Origin of the sequence: Azospirillum sp., from assembly GCF_035628975.1 — a bacterium.
GTDB lineage: Bacteria > Pseudomonadota > Alphaproteobacteria > Azospirillales > Azospirillaceae > Azospirillum.
Genome location: NZ_DASPIS010000060.1, coordinates 14,278 through 34,082, shown reverse-complemented (window position 1 = coordinate 34,082; position 19,805 = coordinate 14,278). Strand labels below are relative to the sequence as shown.

The window sequence follows — 19,805 nt, the reverse complement described above, 5'->3', positions numbered from 1 at the left end:
CGTCGAAGGTCACAGCCGGGACGGTTTACGGCGGAGCGGGAATGTGCAAAGGTCGCTACCTCCAAATCGGGCTTATCCTGACGTTGTAACTGAACGATGACCGGGGGTTCCGTGCGTCGCCTGAAGCCGTTGCTGACCTGCGCCGCCCTGACCGCCCTGCTGAGCGCCTGCGCCAGCGGGAGCGGATCGCACCGTACCGCCACCCCGGCGGAGATCGACGCCCACGTCGCCGAAGCCTCCAAGCGCTTCGACATGCCGGAGCTGTGGATCCGCGAGGTCATCCGCCAGGAAAGCGGCGGGCGCACCACCGTCAACGGCAAGCCGATCGTCAGCAAGGCCGGCGCCATGGGCCTGATGCAGGTGATGCCCGGCACCTATGAGGAGATGCGGCGCAAGCACGACCTGGGCTCCGACCCGTTCGATCCGCATGACAACATCATCGCCGGCACCGCGTATCTGCGCGAGATGTACAACCTGTTCGGCGCGCCGGGCTTCCTCGGCGCCTACAACTGCGGGCCGGGCTGTTACGGCGACTATCTGGCCGGCAAGCGCAGCCTGCCCGGCGAGACGCGGCGCTACATCGCGTCGGTCGGCCCGCGGCTGAACCGCACCCCGGCCCCCAACGGCGCCGACATCGTGCTGGTCAGCGCGCCGTCCTCCGATTCGCCGCCGGACTTCGGATCATCCTACTCATCGTCGCGGCCAACCCCCTCCTATCAGGCGCCCTCCTACGCGCCGCCGGCGAACAGCCGCCCGGCGGCAAGCCGTCCTCCGATCGCCGTGGCGGCGCTGCCCTCCCCTGCCCCGGCGGCGGCGGCGCCTACGGTGCGGGTGGTGGCGCCCGACACCTCCACCCCCGACGCTCCGGCGCCGCGTCCGGTGGCGACGATGGCCGGGCCGGCAACGGCCGGCGGCGGGGTGTGGACGGTGCAGTTGGGCGCCTTCCGCTCGCCCGACGACAGCCAGCGCGTGATCGACCGCGCCCGCAATTCCATGCCGGTGCTGTCGCGCTCGCAACGGGTGGTGCAGGCGGTGGATACCCAGACCGGTCCGCTCTACCGCGCCCGCCTGTCCGGCCTGTCGCAACAGGATGCGGCCAGCGCCTGCAACGGGCTGGTCACCATCGGCATGGCCTGCTTCGTGGTGGCGCCGGGGGCGTGACCGGCATGGCCGGGCAAGTCCCTGCCGCATGGATGACGCCCATCGGTTGGTTTGCCGCCCGGCCGGTGCCCCTGCTATCCTGATCCCCGAGCAATGGCGCTTAGGGGCGCTTAGGGGCGCTGAGGGGGCGGGCGTGGCGGAGCCGGACGGTCTTCAGCTTGGGACGGGAGTGGGCGCTGCGGTCCTGCGCTTCCTGGACCGCAGCCTCAGCGTCAACGTCGCCAGCAGCGACCGCGCGAACCGGCCCCTGGTCGCGCGGGCCGTGGCGGCACGGGCGAGTTGCGGGGGAGAGCGGCTGACCGTTCTGCTCGACGGGCGGGCCAATGCCGAACTGGTGGCCGCCGTCGCCGACACCGGCCGGCTGGCCGTGGTCTTTTCCGAACCCAGCACCCACCGCTCGCTCCAGGTCAAGGGCGACGGCGCCATCGTTGCCGCCCCGACGGCGGAGGAGGCGGCGCTTACCGGCCCCTACCTGGACGGCTTCATCGCCGAGTTGACCGGCATCGGCTTCACCGAGCCCTTCATCCGGGCGGTGATGACCTGCGATCCGGCCGATCTGGTGGCGCTGCATGTCCGCCCGGCGGCGGTGTTCGACCAGACGCCGGGCCCGAAGGCCGGCGAACCGGTGCCGGCATGAGCGACCCTCAAACCCACGGCACGCTGACGCTGGATGCCATCCGGACCTGCCTGGAGGGGGTCATCCCCGCCACCATCGCCACGGTGGCGCCGGACGGCACGCCCAACGTTTCGCAACTGTCGCAGGTCCATTACGTCGATCCCGGCCATATCGCCCTGTCCTATCAGTTCTTCAACAAGACGCGGGCCAACATCCTGGACTGCCGGGACGCGCTTCTGGAGGTCATCGACCCGTCGACGGGCGCGCAGTACCGGCTGAGGCTGGACTATCTGCGGACCGAGACCGACGGACCGCTGTTCGAGAGCATGAAGGCCAAGCTGTCGGGCATCGCCTCGCATGTCGGGATGGCGGAGGTGTTCCGGCTGCGCGGCGCCGACCTGTTCCGGGTGACGGAGATCGAGGCGGTCCCCGGCGGCCGTCCCCTGCCCGCGCGCATGCGCCCGCGCAGCCTGCTCTCGGCCGTCCGGCGCGCCTGCGAAGGCTTGCACGGCTGCGCCGACCTGTCCGATCTGCTCGACCGCGCCATCATGGCCCTGCGCGACCTGTTCGGGGTGGAGCATGCGCTGATCCTGCTGCCGGACGCCGCCAGCGGACGGCTGTTCACCGTTGCTGCACTGGGTTACGAGGCAAGCGGGGAGGCGAGCGGACGGGGCAGCGGCATCGGGTGGGAGGTGGCGCCCGGCGACGGCGTCATCGGGGTGGCGGCGCGCGAGCGGGTGCCGATCCGTATCACCCATATGACCACCGACGTCGCCTACAGCATGGCGATGCGGCAGGGGACGGCGGCGGGACCGCTGCGGGAGATCCCCTTCCCCGGTCTGGAGCGGCCGCACAGCCAGTTGGCGGTGCCGATCCTGGCGCATCAGGCCGGCGACGCCCGCGGCAAGCCGGGTGGCGCGCTGGCCGGGGTGCTGGCCGGAGTGCTCTTCGTGGAGAGCGCGCAGGAGATGCGCTTCACCTACGACGACGAGGATGCGCTGGCGACGCTCGCCGCACAGTTGGGCGCACTGATGCGCAGCCTGCCCATGGCCCCGGCGACGGAGGTGGAGGACACGCCGGTCGAGACCATGGCGGCACCGGCGGGCGGGCCGCCGATCACCGTGCGCCATTATGCCACCGACGACAGCGTCTTCCTCGACCACGACTATCTGATCAAGGGCGTGGCCGGGGCGATCCTGTGGAAGCTGGTGCGCGACCACACCACGCTGGGGCGCACCGACTTCACCAACCGTGAACTGCGGCTGGCGCCCGACATCCCGTTGCCGGACTTCGCCGAGAATCTGGAAGCGCGGCTGATCCTGCTTCAGCGCCGGCTGGACGACCGCCGCGGACCGTTGCGGATCGAGAAGACCGGGCGCGGGCGGTTCCGGCTGCTGGTGGAAACGCCGTTGCGGCTGGAGGAGATGCAGTGAGGGTTACGGGTGCCACCTCGCTTCCCCCTTACCCACTTGCCCCCGCCAGATCCCGCGCCGGGGCGGTGGCGAGCGCTGTTTGCAGATAGTCCAGGAAGGCGCGCTCGGCGCGGTTCAGCTTGGCCTGTTCGTTCCAGATCAGGTGGACGTTGACCGGGGCGATTCCCTCGTAGGGCGGCAGTTCCCACAGCAAGCCGTCGTCCACGTCGCGCGCGGCGATGTGTTCCGGCAGCGGGCCGATGCCAAGACCGCAGACGATCATGCGGCGCACCTCCTCCAGATTGGCGGAGGACGCCACGACGCGGCCGGCGAAGCCTTCCCGCGCACGGAACAGCGTCAGCGGCGACAGGGCGCCGTCGATCTGGTCGGAGGTGAAGGAGACGAAACTCTCGTGCCGCAACTCGGCAATGTCGATGTCGCGCTGCCCGAACAGCCGGAAGTCGGGGCCGCAATAGAGGCGGTAGGTCTGGCGCAGGAACACTTGGGCGGACAATCCGGGAATCGGTTCGCGCAACAGGCAGATCGCCATCGCGCCGACCCGCTGCTGCAACGCGATGTGGGCATCGGCCGAGGCCATCACGTCGATGCGGAAGGTCACCTGCGGGTACATCCGGTGGAATTCCCGCAGCGACCGGTCGAGCAGCGGCGTCTGGATGCGGCTGGTCATCAGGATATGGACATGGCCGCTGATCTCGTCCTTGGCGTCGCGCACCAGGGCGCCCAGGCGTGACACGGTGGCATGGATCGCGACCGCCTCGTCATAGACCTGCTCGCCGGCGGCGGTGACGGCGAAGCGGCCGGGACCGCGGTCGATCAGGGTGCGGCCAAGCTGCTCCTCCAGCCGCTTCAGGGCGAGGCTGACCGCGGGCTGCGTCAAAAACAGGCGGACGGAAGCCTTGGTGATGCTCCCCTCCTGCACGATCACCATGAAGGTGCGCAGCAGGTTCCAATCCATCTGCTGACCCAGACGGGCCAAAGCCTGCCGTTCCGCCTCGGTTTCGTTCACTCCCCTGCCCTCTCCATCGGCGCCCGATTCCGGTGCATTCGTTCTGCCGCCCAAATTCTACGCACATGAATGCGCTGTGAGCAACTGCGGCATAAATCAAACTCATGGGCCAAATGAAAATTGCTTATTTGCCACGTCGCTTTCGTCATCGCCTAATCGACACATGGCGGCCTGCAAACATCGCCAAGCCGGACATGCATAACGTCGCATTATAGCGGTCATATCCATTTGGGATAGTCCGCAAGCCAGCCGCTTTGTCTTTTTTCAACCGACCGCGCAATCCTGCCGCAGCGGCGAAGAGGATTCGGAATGACACGAGAAACGGCAGACCGTCTCGACCATGCGTTGCCGGACCCGGCCTTGCGCGCCGCGATCCTCGACGCCGCCGACGCGGCGCAGGGGGAGTGCGTGGCCATGCTGTCCGACCTCGTGCGCCAGCCGTCGCTGCTGGGGGACGAATCCGGGGCACAGGCGCTGATGGCCGACCGCTTCGCCGCGCTGGGTCTGGAGGTCGACCGGTTCGACGTGGACGAGGAGGCGATTTCCCGCATGCCGGGCTTCTCGCCGCCGGTGCGGCCGGGCGCCTATGCCGGGCGCGAGAATGTGGTCGGCGTCCATCGCCCGCGCGAGGCGAAGGGCCGCTCGCTGATCCTGAACGGCCACATCGACGTGGTGCCGGCCGGCCCGGCGGAACTGTGGACCACCCCGCCCTTCGAGCCGCGCATCGCCGACGGACGGCTCTACGGCCGCGGGGCCGGCGACATGAAGGCGGGCATCGCCGCCTACACCTCCGCTTTCGACGCTCTGCGCAAACTGGGCTACCGGCCGGCAGCCCCCGTCTATCTGCAGTCGGTGATCGAGGAGGAGTGCACCGGCAACGGCGCGCTCGCCTGCCTGCACCGCGGCTATCGCGCCGACGCCGCGGTGATCCCGGAGCCGTTCAACCATTCCATTTCCGTCGCCCAGGTCGGCGTGATGTGGGTTCGGCTGGTGCTGACCGGCACGCCGGCCCATGTGCTCGACACCTCGGCCGGCGTGAACGCCATCGAGGCGGCCTATGCGCTGGCGGCGCATCTGAAGGCGCTGGAGATGCGCTGGAACGAGCCGGCCTGCCGCCATCCCGCCTTCTGCGGCCATGCCCATCCCGTCAACGTCAATCTCGGCCGGATCGAGGGCGGCGAGTGGCCGTCGTCAGTCCCGACGCGCTGCGCGCTCGACCTCCGGCTCGGCTTCTTCCCCGGGCAGGAGCCGGAGGCGGTCCGCGCCGAGGTGACCCGGGCGGTGGAGCAGGCGCGCTCCACCGACCCGGCTCTTTCCAACGTGGGCGTCGAATTGCAGTGGAACGGCTTCCAGGCCGCCGGCTGCGAGATCGACCCGGCCCATCCGCTGGTGACCATGCTGGCCGACAGCCACCGCGCCGTGCGCGGCGGTGACCCGGAGCTGGTGGCGCTGACCTGCACCACGGATGCCCGCTTCTTCCAGCTCTACGGCGACACGCCCGCCACCTGCTACGGCCCCGAGGCGACGCGCATCCACGGCATCGACGAATCGGTGTCGCTGGACAGCCTGCGCGACGTGACCCGCGTGCTGGCGCTGTTCATCGCCGGCTGGTGCGGCCTGGAACCCATCTGACCCCTTCCTTCCCGACGAGACCCGCCCGATGATCGCCGAGACGCTGACCGCCAACGCCGCCGCCACCGCCACCCATGCCCCGCGCGCCACCCGCGACTGCTCCGACGTGGAGTGGAAGGTGCGCACCGATCTGGCCGCCGCCTACAAGCTGTTCGACCGGCTGGGCATGACCGACCTGATCTACACCCACATGTCGGCGCGGATTCCCGACACGCCCGACCATTTCCTGATCAACCCCTATGGCCTGATGTTCCACGAGGTGACGCCCGACAACCTCGTGAAGGTCGACATCGACGGCAATCTGGTGGACGGGCGCGAGGGTGACGCCATCAACCCCGCCGGCTTCACCATCCACAGCGCCGTCCACCACGCCCGCCCCGACGTCGGCGCCGTCATCCACCTGCACACCGACGCCGGCATGGCGGTCAGCGCGCAGGCCGACGGGCTGCTGCCGATCACCCAGCATTCGCTGCGCTGGTACAACCGCATCGCCTATCACACCTACGAGGGCATCGCGCTCGATCTGGCGGAGCGGGAGCGGCTGATCGCCGATCTCGGCAGCCATCACAGCATGATCCTGCGCAACCACGGCCTGCTGACCGCCGGCCAGGACGTCGCCGAAGCGGCGGTGCTGATGTACTACCTGGAGCAGGCCTGCAAGCAGCAGATCATGGCGCTGGCCGGCGGCCGTCCGCTGGTCTACCCCTCGCCCGAGGTCTGCGAGCATACGGCGCAGCAGTACGAGCGTGCTTATCCGCGGGCCGGCGTCCTGGAATGGGACGCCATGCTGCGCTGGCTGGACGGCACGTCCGGGCCGGTGGGGCCGCGGTGAGTGGCAGGCACTTGCCCCCACCCTCCCAACAAAAAACACCGACACGACAGGGTCGCTGACACCACCGACAACTTCTGGAGACGAGGACACCCGATGACCAGACGCCTTACCGGTATCCCCGCCAGCTTCCGCCGCAGTTTTCAGGGCGGTTTCACCCGCGGGTTCCACCGCGCCGCCGCGGCAGGCCTGCTGGCCGCCGTGCTCGCCGTTCCCGGCACCGCGGCACTGGTCGCCGCCCCGGCCATGGCCCAGGAAACGCCGGTGCGCGGCGGTGTCCTCAACTCCATCGTGCAGCCGGAGCCGCCGACCCTGATGCTGGGCCTGAACCAGCAGGGGCCGACCCAGACCGTCGCCGGCAAGATCTACCAGGGTCTGCTGACCTACGACCAGAAGCTGAACCCGATGCCGTCGCTGGCCGAAAGCTGGACGGTCTCGCCGGACGGGCTGACCTACACCTTCAAGCTGTTCCAGAACGTCAAGTGGCATGACGGCAAGCCCTTCACCGCGAAGGACGTCGTCTTCTCCACCTCCAAGTTCCTGATGGAGGTCCACCCGCGCGCCCGTGCCGTCTTCAGCCGCTGCGAGTCCATCACCGCGTTGGACGATTACACCGTCGAGTTCAAGCTGAAGGAAGCCTTCCCCGCCTTCATCCAGGCCTTCGAGGTGTCCTCCGCCCCGATGGTGCCGGCCCATCTCTATGAGGGGACGGAGTTCCGCGCCAACCCGGCCAATGCCACGCCGATCGGAACCGGTCCCTTCAAGCTGAAGGAATGGGTCAAGGGCAGCTACATCCAGCTCGTCCGCAACGAGGATTATTACAAGAAGGACCTGCCCTACCTCGACGGCATCACCTTCCGCGTGATCCCGGACGCCGCCAGCCGCTCGCTGGCGCTGGAGAGCGGACAGGTGCAGCAGACCCAGTACAGCGATCTGGAGCCCTTCGAGGTTCCGCGCATGAAGGCGCTGCCCAACCTGACCATGACCACCGCCGGCTACGAGTTCGTGGCGCCGCTGTCGTGGCTCGAGATCAACCACCGCGTCAAGCCGCTGGACGACAAGCGCTTCCGCAAGGCCATCGCCTACGCCATCGACCGCAAGTTCATCCGCGACAAGATCTGGTTCGGGCTGGGGCGCGTGCCGACCGGTCCGGTCAACTCGGTGGTCAAGTTCTACGATCCGAAGGTCACCACCTACGAGCCCGATCTCGCCAAGGCCAAGGCCCTGCTGGACGAGATGGGCCTGAAACCCGACGGCAAGGGCGTGCGCGCCACCGTCAAGATCATGCCGATGCCCTATGGCGAGACCTGGACCCGCCTGGGCGAGTATCTGAAGCAGTCGCTGTCCAAGGTCGGCATCGCCGTCGTCCTGGAAAGCACCGACGCCGCCGGCTGGAGCCAGCGCGTCGCCAACTGGGACTACGAGATCACCACCAACTTCGTCTACCAGTACGGCGATCCGGCGCTGGGTGTCGCCCGCACCTACATCTCGTCCAACATCCGCAAGGGCGTGATGTTCTCCAACACCATGGGCTATTCCAACCCGAAGGTGGACGAGCTGTTCGCCAAGGCGTCGCAGGAGAACGACCCGGCCAAGCGCCAGGAGCAGTACAGCGAGGTGCAGCGCATTCTGGCCGACGAGCTGCCGGTCGTGTGGCTGCTGGAGATGGAGTTCCCGACCTTCCTCGACAAGCGGGTCAAGAACGCCAACAAGACCGCAATCGGCGTGAACGAGACGTACGAAGACGTCTGGCTGGCGAAGTAACGAGACGCTGACGCGGCCCCCTCCCTAGCCCTCCCCCGCTTCGCGGGAGAGGGGACTGCCGCAATCTTGCCCTCCACCGCGATCGGACCGGCCTTTGGCCGGCCGAGGGCGGGGGAGGGAGGGACCCGCTCGCCAGAGCGGGAGGGAGGGGGCACCCTCCGCAAGTAGGAATCTGCCCATGCTGGGATTCGCCCAAATCTTCGCGAGCCGCCTGGTCAAGGCCGCCGTGATCCTGATCGCCATCGTGGTGATGAACTTCTTCCTCGTCCATGCCGCCCCCGGCGACCCGGCCATGGTGATGGCGGGCGAGGCGGGGGCCGCCGACGAGAAGTTCGTGGCGCAGCTGCGCGAGCAGTTCGGGCTCGACCGCCCGATTCTCGAACAGCTCGGCACCTATGTCGGCAAGGTCGTGCAGGGCGATCTCGGCTTCTCCTACCGGCAGCAGCGGCCCGTCTGGGACATCCTGGCGGAACGGCTGCCGGCCACCCTGGTGCTGACGCTGACCGCCTTCCTGCTGGCGCTGGCGCTGGGCGTGGCATTGGGCACGCTGGCCGCCGTCACGGTCGGCACCTGGGCCGACAGCGCCATCACCGTCGTGGCGCTGCTGGCCTACGCCACGCCGATCTACTGGATCGGGCTGATGCTGAGCCTGCTGTTCTCGATCCAGCTGGGATGGCTGCCGGCTTTCGGCTACGAGACGGTCGGGGCGGGCTATACCGGATTGGCGCATGTCGCCGACGTGGGCAAGCACCTGATCCTGCCGGTCATCACGCTGGCCCTGTTCTACATGGCGAGCTACGCGCGCCTCACCCGCGCCTCGATGCTGGAGGTGCGCGGCCTCGATTTCATCAAGACCGCCAAGGCCAAGGGCCTGTCGCAGAGCCGCATCGTCACCCGCCATGTCCTGCGCAACGCCATCCTGCCGGTCATCACGGTGGCGGGCATCCAGGCCGGGCAGTTGGTCGGCGGCTCCATCCTGATCGAAACGGTGTTCGCCTGGCCCGGCATCGGCCGGCTGGCCTTCGAGGCGGTGCTGCAGCGCGACTATCAGGTGCTGCTGGGCATCTTCCTGGTCACGTCGATCATGGTGATCCTCTTCAACATCCTGACCGACATCCTCTACGGCCTCGTCGACCCGCGCATCCAGGTGTCCCAATGATGAAGTCCGAATTCTGGCGGGCCTTCGCCCGCAACAAGGGCGCGGTCCTGGGCCTCGTCATCCTGGCGGCCATCGTCGTGCTGGCGGCCTTCGCCTCCATCCTGTTCCCCAACGATCCGTGGGACATGGCGACCGCCCCGTTCCAGCCGCCGCTGTCGGAGGACGCGCTGCTGGGCTCCGACATGCTCGGCCGCGACATCGCCGCCGGCATCGCCCACGGGGCGCGGGTGTCGCTGCTGATCGGCCTGACCTCCACCGCCGCCGCACTCGCCATCGGCGTCACGCTGGGGGCGCTGGCCGGCTTCCACGGCGGCCGGGTGGACGACGCCATCATGCGCTTCACCGAGCTGTTCCAGACCATCCCGAACTTCGTGCTGGCCGTGGTGCTGGTCGCCATCTTCACGCCCAGCCTGACCACCATCGTCGCCGCCATCGCCATCGTCAGCTGGCCGCCGCTGGCACGCCTCGCCCGCGCCGAGTTCCTCAGCCTGCGCACCCGCGAGTTCGTCCAGGCCGCCATCACCACCGGGCAGAGCAACACCAGCATCATCCTGCGCCAGATCCTGCCCAACAGCCTGTCGCCGATCATCGTCTCCGCCTCGCTGATGGTGGCGACGGCGATCCTGCTGGAAAGCTCGCTGAGTTTCCTGGGCTTGGGCGATCCGAACGCGATGAGCTGGGGCTACATGATCGGCGCGGCCCGCACGGTGATCCGGCAGGCGTGGTGGATGAGCGTCTTCCCCGGTCTCGCCATCGTGCTGACCGTGCTGGCGCTGAACCTCGTCGGCGAGGGGCTGAACGATGCCCTGAACCCGAAGCTCGCCCGGTCGCGCGGGTGATCCGATGAGCCTGTCCGAACTGACCCGCATCCCGACGGAGACCGCAGCCATGACGACCACGCCTCTTCTCGATGTGCGCGGCCTCAGCATCGCGCTGCCGCCGGGCGCCGACCGCCCGCTGGCGGTGGACAATCTGACCTTCACCCTGAACCCGGACGAGATTCTCTGCGTGGTCGGCGAGTCCGGCTCCGGCAAGTCGATGACCGCGCATGCGATGATGGGCCTGCTGCCGGCCCCCCATGTCCGTGTCGCCGGCGGCAGCCTGCTGTTCAAGGGCAAGGACGTGCTGACCATGCCGGAGGCGGAACAGCGGTCTTTGCGCGGCGGCCGCATCGCCATGGTGTTCCAGGAGCCGATGACGGCGCTGAACCCGCTGATGCGGGTCGGCCGCCAGATCGGCGAGTCCTTGCGCGAGCACACCGACCTGCCCGCCCCCGCCCGCCGCGCCCGCGTGGTGGAGCTGCTGGCCCAGGTCGGGCTGCCCAACCCGGCCGAACTGGCCGAAGCCTATCCCTTCCGCCTGTCGGGCGGCCAGCGCCAGCGCGTGATGATCGCCATGGCGCTCGCCTGCCAGCCCGACATCCTGATCGCCGACGAGCCGACCACGGCGCTGGACGTCACCACCCAGAAGCAGATCCTCGACCTGATCCGTTCGATCCAGGCCGAACGCCACATGGGCATGATGTTCATCACCCACGACTTCGGCGTGGTGGCGGAGATCGCCCACCGGGTGGCGGTGATGCGCCACGGCAAGCTGGTGGAGTACGGCCCGGCGTCCGACGTGCTGAACCGGCCGCAGCATCCCTACACCCGGCAGCTGATCGCCTCGGTGCCGCACTACATCGAGCACCGCGACGACCACACCAAGGCGGGCGCGCCGCTGCTGGTTGCCGACAAGGTGCGCAAGGTCTTCCATGTCGGTGGAGGCCTGTTCAAGAAATCCAAGGAGGTGGTGGCCGGCGACGACCTGTCGCTGACCATCCATCCCGGCGAGACGGTGGGGCTGGTCGGCGAGTCCGGGTCGGGCAAATCGACGCTCGGCCGCTCCATCGTCGGCCTCATCAAGCCGGATTCGGGGCGCATCCTGTTCGAGGGAACCGACCTGCTGGCGCTCGACCGCAAGGGCTTCCGCCCCTATCGCCGGGCGGTGCAGATGGTGTTCCAGGACCCCTACGCTTCGCTGAACCCGCGCCATCGCGTCGGCGACATCGTGGCCCAGGGGCCGGTGGCCTTCGGCGAGAACCGTTCCAAGGCGCTGGCCCGCGCGCGGGAACTGCTGGCGATGGTCGGCCTCGACGGGTCGGCCGCCGACCGCTATCCGCACGAGTTCTCCGGCGGCCAGCGCCAGCGCATCGGCATCGCCCGCGCGCTCGCCATGGAACCGAAGCTGCTTGTGGCGGACGAGCCGGTCTCGGCGCTCGACGTCTCGGTCCAGGGGCAGGTGCTGGAGCTGCTGGACGACATCCGCAAGCGGCTGAACCTCGCCATGCTGTTCATCACCCACGATCTGCGGGTGGCGGCCCAGGTCTGCGACACCATCGCGGTGATGCGCCGCGGCAGGATCGTGGAGCTGGGCACCGCGCGCGACGTGTTCACAAATCCCCGCGACGCCTACACCCGCAGCCTGCTCGACGCCATTCCCGGCAAGGCCTGGCACATCCCGGACGACCTTCAGCAAGTCCGGGCGGGAGCGCACTGAATGAAGGTCGCCATCATCGGGGCCGGGGCGGTCGGCGGGCTGCTGACCGCCCGGCTGGGCGCCACCGAGGCGGAGGTGACGCTGGTCGCCCGGCCGAACGCGGCCTCCGCCATCCGCCGCAACGGCCTGACCATGGTGACGCCACTGAACCGCGTCTCCCGGCTCAGCCCCCGCGTCACCGACGACAGCCTGTCGCTGGGGCCACAGGACGTGGTGTTCCTATGCGTCAAGGCCCATGCCCTGCGCGGGACCATTGACACGCTGACCCCGCTGCTGGGGCCGGAAACCGCAATCGTTCCGATGATCAATGGCATTCCCTGGTGGTATCCGCACCGCCAGCCAAAGCCGCTGGCCGACCGGCCGCTCGCCAGCGTCGATCCCGACGGGCTGCTCTGGCGCTCCATCGATCCCGACCGGGTGGTGGGGGCGACGACCTTCGTCGCGGTGGAGGGCGACGGCCCGTGCCGCCTGCGCCATGTCAGCGACCAGCGTTTCGTCTTCGGCGATTTGGCTGGCCACGACAACCCGGCGGTGGACCGCATCGTGACGCTGTTCGGGCAGGCAGGCTTCCAGCCGGCGAAGACCGCCGACATCCGGCAGGCGATCTGGGTGAAGCTGTGGGGCAACCTCGCCTTCAACCCGCTGAGCGTGCTGACCGGATCGACGCTGGGCCGCCTGTGCAACGACCCCGGCACGCGGGAGACCGGCCGCGCCATGATGCTGGAGGCCAAGGCGGTGGCGGAAAAGCTGGGCGTGGTCTTCACCACCAGCGTGGACGAACGCATCGCCATGGCCGCCGGCGTCGGCGACTTCAAGACATCGATGCTGCAGGACTATGAGGCCGGCCGCCGGCTGGAGTTGGAGGCGATCCTCGGTTCCGTCATCGAGTTGGCGGAGCGGACCGGCGTGCATGTGCCGATGCTGCGCGCGGTGTCGGCGATGGTCGACCTCAGGGCGCGGGAGCGGCGGGAGGCGGCGGCTTAGGTGCCTTTTCCGTTAGCCACTTGCCCCCTCCCCATCCCTCCCCCGCTTCGCGGGAGAGGGGGTAGGACCTTTGTCGACGTGAGCTAATCACGAAGCGGCGGAGTTCCCTCTCCCGCGAAGCGGGGGAGGGTTAGGGAGGGGGCAATCGCAACCTCCACCCCCCAAGAAACCGATATCCTCACTCGGAGCCACCATGCCCCTCCCCTCCAACCTGCCGATCGACGCCGACCGCCTGTGGGACAGCCTCGCCGAAATGGCGAAGATCGGCGCCACCGCCAAGGGCGGCAGCTGCCGCCTTGCCCTGTCGGACGAGGACAAGGCCGGACGCGACCTGTTCGTCTCCTGGTGCGAAGCCGCCGGCTGCACCGTCGGCATCGACCGCATCGGCAACATCTTCGCCCGCCGCAAGGGCCGCGACGACAGCCTGCCCCCGGTGGTGATGGGCAGCCATCTCGACACCCAGCCCACCGGCGGACGCTTCGACGGCGTGTTCGGCGTGCTGGCGGCGCTGGAGGTGGTGCGCTCGCTGAACGACCGCGGGGTGGAAACCCTGCACCCGGTCGAGGTCGCGGTGTGGACCAACGAGGAAGGCTCGCGCTTCTCGCCGCCGATGATGGGATCGGGCGTCGTCACCGGCGTCTTCACGCTGGAGGAGATCCTCGACAAGGTGGCGCAGGACGGTGCCCGTCTGGGCGACGAGCTGGTCCGCACCGGCTATGCCGGCGAGGCTCCGGTCGATCATCCGATGCACGCCTATCTGGAGGCCCACATCGAACAGGGGCCGGTGCTGGAGGTCGAGGGCAAGGAGATCGGCGTCGTCACCGGCGCGCAGGGCCAGCGCTGGTATGAGGTTACGGTGACGGGGGTGGAGGCGCATGCCGGCCCGACCCCGATGCGCCTGCGCCGCGACGCGCTGGTCGCCGCGTCTGCCATGGTGCAGGCGGTGCAGCGGGTCGGGCTGGAGACGGCGGGCGATCCTTGCGCCACCGTCGGCATCCTCGACGTCCACCCGCATTCGCGCAACGTCATCCCCGGCCGGGTCTTCTTCACCGTCGACCTGCGCCATCCCAATGCCGACACGCTGGCCGACATGGACCGCCGCTTCCGCGCCGCCGTCGCCGAGATCGCCGGACAGCAGGGGGTGAGCGCCGAGATCGCCGATTTCTGGCACTTCCCGCCGACGCCCTTCGCCAAGCCGTTGGTCGACCGGGTGCGCGACGCCGCCGCCGGGTTCGGCTTCAGCCACCGCGACATCGTGTCGGGCGCCGGCCATGACGCCGTGTATGTGGCGGGCAAGGTCCCGACGGCGATGATCTTCATCCCCTGCGAGGACGGCATCAGCCACAACGAGGTCGAGAACATCTCCCCCGCCGACGGTGCCCGCGGCGCCGCCGTGCTGTTCGAAACGCTGGTCGCCACGGCTGGAAGGCCCTGAGCGCATAAGCCCTCCCGGAGTCCCCATGAAGTTCGTCCATCACCCCGACGCCGCCCTTCACCGCCCCGCCACCTATTTCAACAAGGGCCTGCTGCGCGCCCTGCCGGAGAAGCCGGAGCGGGTCGGTGCGCTGGCCTCGCTGATCGAAAAGCGCGGCGAGACGCTGATCCGGCCCGACGACTACGGCTCCGCCCCGCGTGCCGCCGTCCACACGCCGGCATATCTCGCCTTTCTGGAGACCGCCCATGCGCGCTGGGTGGCGAAGGGCGACATGGGCGACGTGGTGCTGCCCAACGTCCACCGGATGCAGGCCGCGCCCAACTATCCCACCTGCATCGTCGGGCAGGCCGGCTGGCACATGTTCGACACCGCCTGCCCCATCGGCGCGGAGACCTGGACCGCCACCTGCGCCGCGACCAACGCCGCCATCCATGCGGCCAAGCTGGTCGCCACCGGGGCGGACCGCTCCGCCTACGCGCTGTGCCGGCCGCCGGGGCACCATGCCACCCGCGATATGGCCGGCGGCTTCTGCTACCTCAACCATGTCGCAGTTGCGGCGGAATCGGTGCTGCCGATCCTGCGTGCCCAGGGCCGGGCGGCGCGGGTGGCGATCATCGACGTGGACGTCCATCACGGCAACGGCACGCAGGACATCTTCTACGAGCGCGACGACGTGTTCTTCGTCTCGGTCCATGCCGACCCGGCGGAGTTCTATCCGCACATGGCGGGCTATGCGCAGGAGCGCGGGACCGGCCGCGGCGAGGGCTACACCCTGAACCTGCCGCTGCCCATCGGCAGCGACGAGGCGACGGTGCTGGCGACGATCGGCAAGGGGCTGGAGGAGATCCGGCGCTTCGGGCCGGACATGCTGTTCGTCTCGCTGGGCTTCGACACCTTCATCGACGATCCGCTGGCCGCCTTCGGCGTCACCACCCCGGGCTTCGCCCGCATGGGCGCGCTGCTCGCCGCCGCCGGCCTGCCGACGGTGTTGGTGCAGGAGGGCGGATACGCCATCGACGCGTTGTCGGCCAACCTGTCGAGCTTCCTGGATGGCTTCGAAGGCAAGACGGCCTGATGACCGCCATCGCCGCCACCGGTGCCGGCCGCGATCCGGTGAAGTATCTGCTGATCGTCGCCATCAGCCTGTTCTGGGGCATGAACTGGCCGGCGGTGAAGACGATCCTGACGCAGATGCCGATCTTCAGCCTGCGCGCCATCGGCTTCACCGCCGGGGCGGTGCTGCTGCTGGGGGCGGCGCGGCTGGCCGGGCACCGGCTGCGGGTGGAGCGGGCGGAATGGCCGGCGCTGGCGGCGGCGGGGCTGTGCAATGTGCTGGTCTTCAACCTGTGCACGGCGCTGGGCCAGAGCCTGATGGCGACCTCGCAGGCGGCGATCATCGCCTTCACCATGCCGGTGTGGGCGACGCTGCTGGCGATCCCGTTGCTGGGCGAGCGGCCGGGCCTGCGGCAGGTCGTCGGGCTGGCCTGCGGGCTGGCCGGGCTGATGGTCCTGCTGGGGCCGGAGGCGCTGTCGGCGCCACCGTCCCAGTTGGCCGGCCCGGCGGTGATGCTGGTGTCGGCGCTGGCCTGGGCGATGGGCACCATCGTGATGAAGCGGCGGGTCTGGCGCAGCAATCCGATGGTCATCACCGGCTGGCAGTATGTGCTGTGCGCCCCGCCGATGATCCTGCTGGCGGCGACGGAGGCGAGGCCGGCCCTCGCCGAAATCCACCCGTCGGTGTGGGTCGGCTTCGCCTGGCACATCGTCTGTTCGATCTGCGCGGCGCAGGCGCTGTGGTACGTCACCGTCCGCCGGCTGACGGTGGGAGAGGCGGCGGTCAGCACCCTGCTGATCCCGGTGGTCGGGGTCGGCGGGGCGGTGCTGCTGCTGGGCGAGCCGATGACGCTGCGGCTGGCGGCGGCGCTGCTGCTGATCCTCGCCGCCGTCGCCTGCGTGCTGGCCGTCAGGCCCGCCCGGCGCTGAGCCGCCTTACTCCTCGGTGAGGCGGCGGCAGCGCCGCTTCATCATGGCCAGCGCCTCGTCGGCGCGGGCGCCGGAGAGGTCGAAGCTCCGCTCGTCCAGCAGGACGCCGTCGGAGTTGTAGGCGCGCACCAGCAGCCCTTCCGGCGACTGGGCGACCGACAGGTCGAGGACGCCGTCCCCGGTCTCGTTGCCGGCGATGTCGAGGAAGTCGTTGACCTCGTCGAAGTTGGTGTCGACGTCGTCCGGCCAGACGCCCTCGGCGGTGAAGTCCAGCAGGTCGTTCAGCCCGCCGACCGGCTCGCAACGCTTCACCCGCGGATCGGCGGCGGCGACCGCCTCGGCGAAGGCGGCCATCGACTGGCGGATGCGCTCCTGCTCGATCGGGTCGATCTCCAGCTCCTGCCCGTCGTCGGCGAATCCGAGCTTCAGCGGATCGGGCATCCCCTCGCCCTCCAACTCCGCATCCTCCTCGATCACCAGACCGACGACGCCGACCAGCCGGGTGCCGGTGTCGTCGGCGGGGGCCAGCAGATCCTGTTCGCGGGCGAAGGTTTCCGCCTCCTCCGGCGAGGAGATCAGGCGGCGCAGCAGGGTGCGGCGGTCGGCGGCCTCCAGGTAGGACAGCGGCTCCGGATCCAGCCACAACGGCAGAAGCCGCATGTCGGCGGCCTTTTCCAGCAGGCCGGCCGAATCGAGCGCCTCCTCGATCACGCCCACCGGCGGCGGCGCGTCCAGCCGGCCGTCCACCTCCAGCACCAGCCAGAACAGGGTGGAGAGCGTCGGATCACCCTGCTCGTCGGTGCCCTGCGCGGTCTCCGAGAACGCCTCGACCTCGTCCATGAAGTCGTAGCCTTCCTCCTCGCGCAGCTTGCCCAGGGCGGCTTCGATCACACCCTGGCGGTTGGCGTCCAGCACCTCGTCCAGCAGGGCGCCGAAACGCTCGTCGTTGTTGCGCCACAGCCGGACCAGCCGGTCGGCCGGGGTCCCGCTGAACTGACCGCCCTTGCCGTTGACCCCGTCCTTTTTCGCCATGATGCGCCCGTTCCTTTCTGAATCGCTCGTCCGGTCGGCGAGACCATAGGAGCGGCGCGCCATCCTGTCGACCGCGATATGGTGACGGACCATCCGCCGGAAGGTGGTGCCGCCCGACGGTCGGCGCAGCGACGATTGGCCCCTTCCACCCGGACGGGAAAGGGGTAGGATTCGATCATCCATCTTTCGGGTGATCCGCCATGGCCGAACGTCCGGTTTTTCCCAAAGACTTCCTGTGGGGTGCCTCCACCTCCGCCTATCAGATCGAGGGCGGGGCCGAGGCCGACGGGCGGGCGCCCAGCATCTGGGACAGCTTCTGCAAGCTGAAGGGCCGGGTCGACAATGGCGAGAGCGGCGACGTCGCCTGCGACCATTACCACCGGATGCCGGAGGATGTGGAGCTGATGGCCGGGCTGGGGCTGCAGGCCTACCGCTTCTCCGTGTCTTGGCCGCGGGTGCTGCCGCGCGGGCGCGGCGCGCCGAACGAAAAGGGGCTGGATTTCTACGACCGGCTGATCGACCGGCTGTTGGAAAAGAACATCGAGCCCTGGCTGTGCCTGTATCATTGGGACCTGCCGCAGGCCTTGCAGGACATGGGCGGCTGGACCACCCGCGACGGCGCCGGCTGGTTCGCCGATTATGCGGCGCTCTGCGCCCGGCGCTATGGCGACCGGGTGAAGCGCTGGGCCACCTTCAACGAGTTCTCGGTCTTCACCCTGTTCGGCTGGGCCTTCGGCTGGGGGGCGCCGAGCATCGCCGACCGCGCCAGCCACCTGAAGACGATCCATCACGTCAACCTCGCCCATGGCGCCGGGGTGGACGTGCTGCGCGCCCTGGTGCCGGGTGCCTCCATCGGCGCGGTGCACAGCGTCCAGCCGATGCGGCCCGAGACCGACCGGCCGGAGGATGTCGAGGCCGCCGCCCTGTTCGACGAGCATTGGAACCGCGCCTTCCCCGACGCCCAGCTGCAGGCATACTATCCGCGCCGCATCGCCGAGGCCATCGAGCCCTATGTGCAGCCCGGCGACATGGCGCGCATCGCCCGGCCGCTGGACTGGTTCGGGCTGAACCATTACGCCCCGGTCTATGGCCGCAAGGACGACAGCCTGATCTGGGGCTTCGGATTCGGCTCGCCGCCGGCGGGGATGAAGCGGACGGCCATCGACTGGCCCTATGACCCCGGCTGTTTCCGCGACACGCTGATCGACCTGACCCGCCGCTACCGCCTGCCGATCTATGTGACGGAGAACGGATACGGCACCAAGGCGGCGGAGGCGCCCGACGCGGAAGGGCGCGTGGTGGATGCCGAGCGGCTGGCCTACCTCCAGGACTACATCGCCGCGATGGCGGAAGCGAAGGCGCGGGGAGCCGACGTGCGGGGCTATTTCGTCTGGTCGCTGCTGGACAATTTCGAATGGGGCGGCGGCTATGGCACGCGGTTCGGAATCGTCCATGTCGATTTCACGACGCAAGCGCGGACCCCGAAGGACTCGGCGCGCTGGTATTCCGACCTGATCCGAGGGGGATGACGCGGCGCCGGCCGCCCGCCTTGGCCGGCGGGGCGGCGGCGGATGGAACAGTGTGGAACGGATTCCGCGCGCTGTTCCATCCGTCCACCGGCGCCGGGGCGGGATCGGGGAGCGCAGCGGCGACCGGCTCCACGGGCCGCGGGCGGGGACGGTCGCCGCCGGGGCCGGCGGGCGTCGGGGGCGGAGCGGCCGGCTCGGGCTGCGGCGGCGATTGCGGGGCCGGCGTTGCCGCCGGTTCCGGGGACGGGGCGGGCCGGTCGGGCTGGGGAGCGCGCGCCGCCGGTCTGGCCGGGGCGTCGAGCCCGGCGAACAGGCCGAGCCGTTCGGCCAACCAGCGCACCGTCTTCGGATCGCCCATCGACACCAGCCGCTCGATCTGTTCCGCCACCAGGGTGCGGATCGAGGACAGGCGCAGGTCCGCCTCCCGGTTCAACGCCTGCCGTTCCCACCAGACGCGATGGCGGAAATCCCGCGATCCGTAATAGGCCCGCCACAGGGTGGTGCGGCTGCATCCCATGGCACGGGCGACGTAGAGGAAGCTGCTGCCGCGCGCCAGCATGCCGGCGGCCATGATCCATTGCTCCTCATGGAACTGCGATCTGGGAACCAGCGAGCCGCCGGCCGGCACCGGCGGCTCCTCGGCCCAGCAGGGGAAATGGTCGTCGGAGAGGGTGCGGCTGTCGAGCGGCATGGCGGGGCTCCGC

General features: G+C 69.4%; 17 protein-coding genes. 14 read left to right on the top strand and 3 right to left on the bottom strand.

All coding sequences use genetic code 11. The annotated features are described in order from the left end of the window. The first annotated feature begins 96 nt into the window (after window positions 1-96). The 3 genes from VD964_RS14000 to VD964_RS13990 all read left to right on the top strand — a co-directional run bounded on the left by VD964_RS14000 (window position 97) and on the right by VD964_RS13990 (window position 3,210). The gene (locus VD964_RS14000) at window positions 97-1,161 is read left to right on the top strand and encodes a transglycosylase SLT domain-containing protein (protein WP_324869185.1); all 1,065 of its coding nucleotides are present in this window, start codon (window positions 97-99) and stop codon (window positions 1,159-1,161) included. Between the two features lie 169 nt (window positions 1,162-1,330). Next, window positions 1,331-1,798 carry a hypothetical protein gene (locus VD964_RS13995; protein WP_324869184.1) on the top strand — a complete coding sequence of 156 codons (468 nt, stop codon included), beginning with the start codon at window positions 1,331-1,333 and terminating at the stop codon, window positions 1,796-1,798. Next, window positions 1,795-3,210, top strand: coding sequence for a GAF domain-containing protein (locus VD964_RS13990; RefSeq protein WP_324869183.1), 1,416 nt, complete (start codon window positions 1,795-1,797; stop codon window positions 3,208-3,210). Before VD964_RS13995 ends, VD964_RS13990 begins: the two co-directional genes overlap by 4 nt. 28 nt (window positions 3,211-3,238) lie before the next feature. On the opposite strand, the gene VD964_RS13985 is transcribed toward VD964_RS13990, so the two are convergent. Further along, the gene (locus tag VD964_RS13985; protein ID WP_324869182.1) at window positions 3,239-4,216 is read right to left on the bottom strand and encodes a LysR family transcriptional regulator; all 978 of its coding nucleotides are present in this window, start codon (window positions 4,214-4,216) and stop codon (window positions 3,239-3,241) included. Window positions 4,217-4,525: 309 nt separating this feature from the next. Between VD964_RS13985 and VD964_RS13980 the strand changes: the two genes are divergently transcribed. The 10 genes from VD964_RS13980 to VD964_RS13935 all read left to right on the top strand — a co-directional run bounded on the left by VD964_RS13980 (window position 4,526) and on the right by VD964_RS13935 (window position 16,540). After that, window positions 4,526-5,848, top strand: a complete 1,323-nt coding sequence (locus VD964_RS13980) for an ArgE/DapE family deacylase (protein ID WP_324869181.1) — start codon at window positions 4,526-4,528, stop codon at window positions 5,846-5,848. A 28-nt stretch (window positions 5,849-5,876) separates the two neighbouring features. Beyond that, a complete protein-coding gene (locus VD964_RS13975; RefSeq protein WP_324869180.1) occupies window positions 5,877-6,680 on the top strand; it encodes a class II aldolase/adducin family protein in 804 nt (267 codons plus the stop codon). A 93-nt stretch (window positions 6,681-6,773) separates the two neighbouring features. Further along, window positions 6,774-8,441 carry an ABC transporter substrate-binding protein gene (locus VD964_RS13970; RefSeq protein ID WP_324869179.1) on the top strand — a complete coding sequence of 556 codons (1,668 nt, stop codon included), beginning with the start codon at window positions 6,774-6,776 and terminating at the stop codon, window positions 8,439-8,441. Window positions 8,442-8,619: 178 nt separating this feature from the next. Then, window positions 8,620-9,600 carry an ABC transporter permease gene (locus VD964_RS13965; RefSeq protein ID WP_324869178.1) on the top strand — a complete coding sequence of 327 codons (981 nt, stop codon included), beginning with the start codon at window positions 8,620-8,622 and terminating at the stop codon, window positions 9,598-9,600. Next, window positions 9,597-10,439 (top strand): ABC transporter permease, encoded by an 843-nt coding sequence (locus tag VD964_RS13960; RefSeq protein WP_324869177.1) that lies wholly within the window; start codon window positions 9,597-9,599, stop codon window positions 10,437-10,439. The genes VD964_RS13965 and VD964_RS13960 overlap by 4 nt, the downstream gene beginning before the upstream one ends. 4 nt (window positions 10,440-10,443) lie before the next feature. After that, on the top strand, window positions 10,444-12,138 hold the full coding sequence (locus VD964_RS13955) for an ABC transporter ATP-binding protein (RefSeq protein ID WP_324869176.1): 1,695 nt from the start codon (window positions 10,444-10,446) through the stop codon (window positions 12,136-12,138). Then, complete coding sequence (locus tag VD964_RS13950; RefSeq protein ID WP_324869175.1) at window positions 12,139-13,122, top strand: 2-dehydropantoate 2-reductase; 984 nt, start codon at window positions 12,139-12,141, stop codon at window positions 13,120-13,122. A gap of 193 nt (window positions 13,123-13,315) precedes the next feature. Further along, on the top strand, window positions 13,316-14,557 hold the full coding sequence (locus tag VD964_RS13945) for a Zn-dependent hydrolase (RefSeq protein WP_324869174.1): 1,242 nt from the start codon (window positions 13,316-13,318) through the stop codon (window positions 14,555-14,557). Window positions 14,558-14,582: 25 nt separating this feature from the next. Then, window positions 14,583-15,632, top strand: a complete 1,050-nt coding sequence (locus tag VD964_RS13940) for a histone deacetylase family protein (RefSeq protein WP_324869173.1) — start codon at window positions 14,583-14,585, stop codon at window positions 15,630-15,632. Beyond that, a complete protein-coding gene (locus VD964_RS13935; protein WP_324869172.1) occupies window positions 15,632-16,540 on the top strand; it encodes a DMT family transporter in 909 nt (302 codons plus the stop codon). Before VD964_RS13940 ends, VD964_RS13935 begins: the two co-directional genes overlap by 1 nt. A gap of 6 nt (window positions 16,541-16,546) precedes the next feature. Here the strand turns inward: VD964_RS13935 and VD964_RS13930 are convergent, their stop codons facing one another. Continuing rightward, a complete protein-coding gene (locus VD964_RS13930) occupies window positions 16,547-17,572 on the bottom strand; it encodes a hypothetical protein (protein WP_324869171.1) in 1,026 nt (341 codons plus the stop codon). Window positions 17,573-17,772: 200 nt separating this feature from the next. Between VD964_RS13930 and VD964_RS13925 the strand changes: the two genes are divergently transcribed. Then, window positions 17,773-19,101, top strand: coding sequence for a GH1 family beta-glucosidase (locus VD964_RS13925; protein WP_324869170.1), 1,329 nt, complete (start codon window positions 17,773-17,775; stop codon window positions 19,099-19,101). Here VD964_RS13925 and VD964_RS13920 read toward each other — a convergent pair. Beyond that, complete coding sequence (locus VD964_RS13920; protein WP_324869169.1) at window positions 19,034-19,792, bottom strand: hypothetical protein; 759 nt, start codon at window positions 19,790-19,792, stop codon at window positions 19,034-19,036. The two genes, VD964_RS13925 and VD964_RS13920, sit on opposite strands and share 68 nt — an antisense overlap. Between the last annotated feature and the right edge of the window lie 13 nt (window positions 19,793-19,805).

Excerpts from the sequence above, each read along its gene's own strand:
- VD964_RS14000 (WP_324869185.1), top strand. The coding sequence starts at position 97 with ATGACCGGGGGTTCCGTGCGTCGCCTGAAGCCGTTGCTGACCTGCGCC.
- VD964_RS13990 (WP_324869183.1), top strand. The coding sequence starts at position 1,795 with ATGAGCGACCCTCAAACCCACGGCACGCTGACGCTGGATGCCATCCGG.
- VD964_RS13980 (WP_324869181.1), top strand. The coding sequence starts at position 4,526 with ATGACACGAGAAACGGCAGACCGTCTCGACCATGCGTTGCCGGACCCG.
- VD964_RS13975 (WP_324869180.1), top strand. The coding sequence starts at position 5,877 with ATGATCGCCGAGACGCTGACCGCCAACGCCGCCGCCACCGCCACCCAT.
- VD964_RS13970 (WP_324869179.1), top strand. The coding sequence starts at position 6,774 with ATGACCAGACGCCTTACCGGTATCCCCGCCAGCTTCCGCCGCAGTTTT.
- VD964_RS13965 (WP_324869178.1), top strand. The coding sequence starts at position 8,620 with ATGCTGGGATTCGCCCAAATCTTCGCGAGCCGCCTGGTCAAGGCCGCC.
- VD964_RS13960 (WP_324869177.1), top strand. The coding sequence starts at position 9,597 with ATGATGAAGTCCGAATTCTGGCGGGCCTTCGCCCGCAACAAGGGCGCG.
- VD964_RS13955 (WP_324869176.1), top strand. The coding sequence starts at position 10,444 with ATGAGCCTGTCCGAACTGACCCGCATCCCGACGGAGACCGCAGCCATG.
- VD964_RS13950 (WP_324869175.1), top strand. The coding sequence starts at position 12,139 with ATGAAGGTCGCCATCATCGGGGCCGGGGCGGTCGGCGGGCTGCTGACC.
- VD964_RS13945 (WP_324869174.1), top strand. The coding sequence starts at position 13,316 with ATGCCCCTCCCCTCCAACCTGCCGATCGACGCCGACCGCCTGTGGGAC.
- VD964_RS13940 (WP_324869173.1), top strand. The coding sequence starts at position 14,583 with ATGAAGTTCGTCCATCACCCCGACGCCGCCCTTCACCGCCCCGCCACC.
- VD964_RS13935 (WP_324869172.1), top strand. The coding sequence starts at position 15,632 with ATGACCGCCATCGCCGCCACCGGTGCCGGCCGCGATCCGGTGAAGTAT.
- VD964_RS13930 (WP_324869171.1), bottom strand. The coding sequence starts at position 17,572 with ATGGCGAAAAAGGACGGGGTCAACGGCAAGGGCGGTCAGTTCAGCGGG.
- VD964_RS13925 (WP_324869170.1), top strand. The coding sequence starts at position 17,773 with ATGGCCGAACGTCCGGTTTTTCCCAAAGACTTCCTGTGGGGTGCCTCC.
- VD964_RS13920 (WP_324869169.1), bottom strand. The coding sequence starts at position 19,792 with ATGCCGCTCGACAGCCGCACCCTCTCCGACGACCATTTCCCCTGCTGG.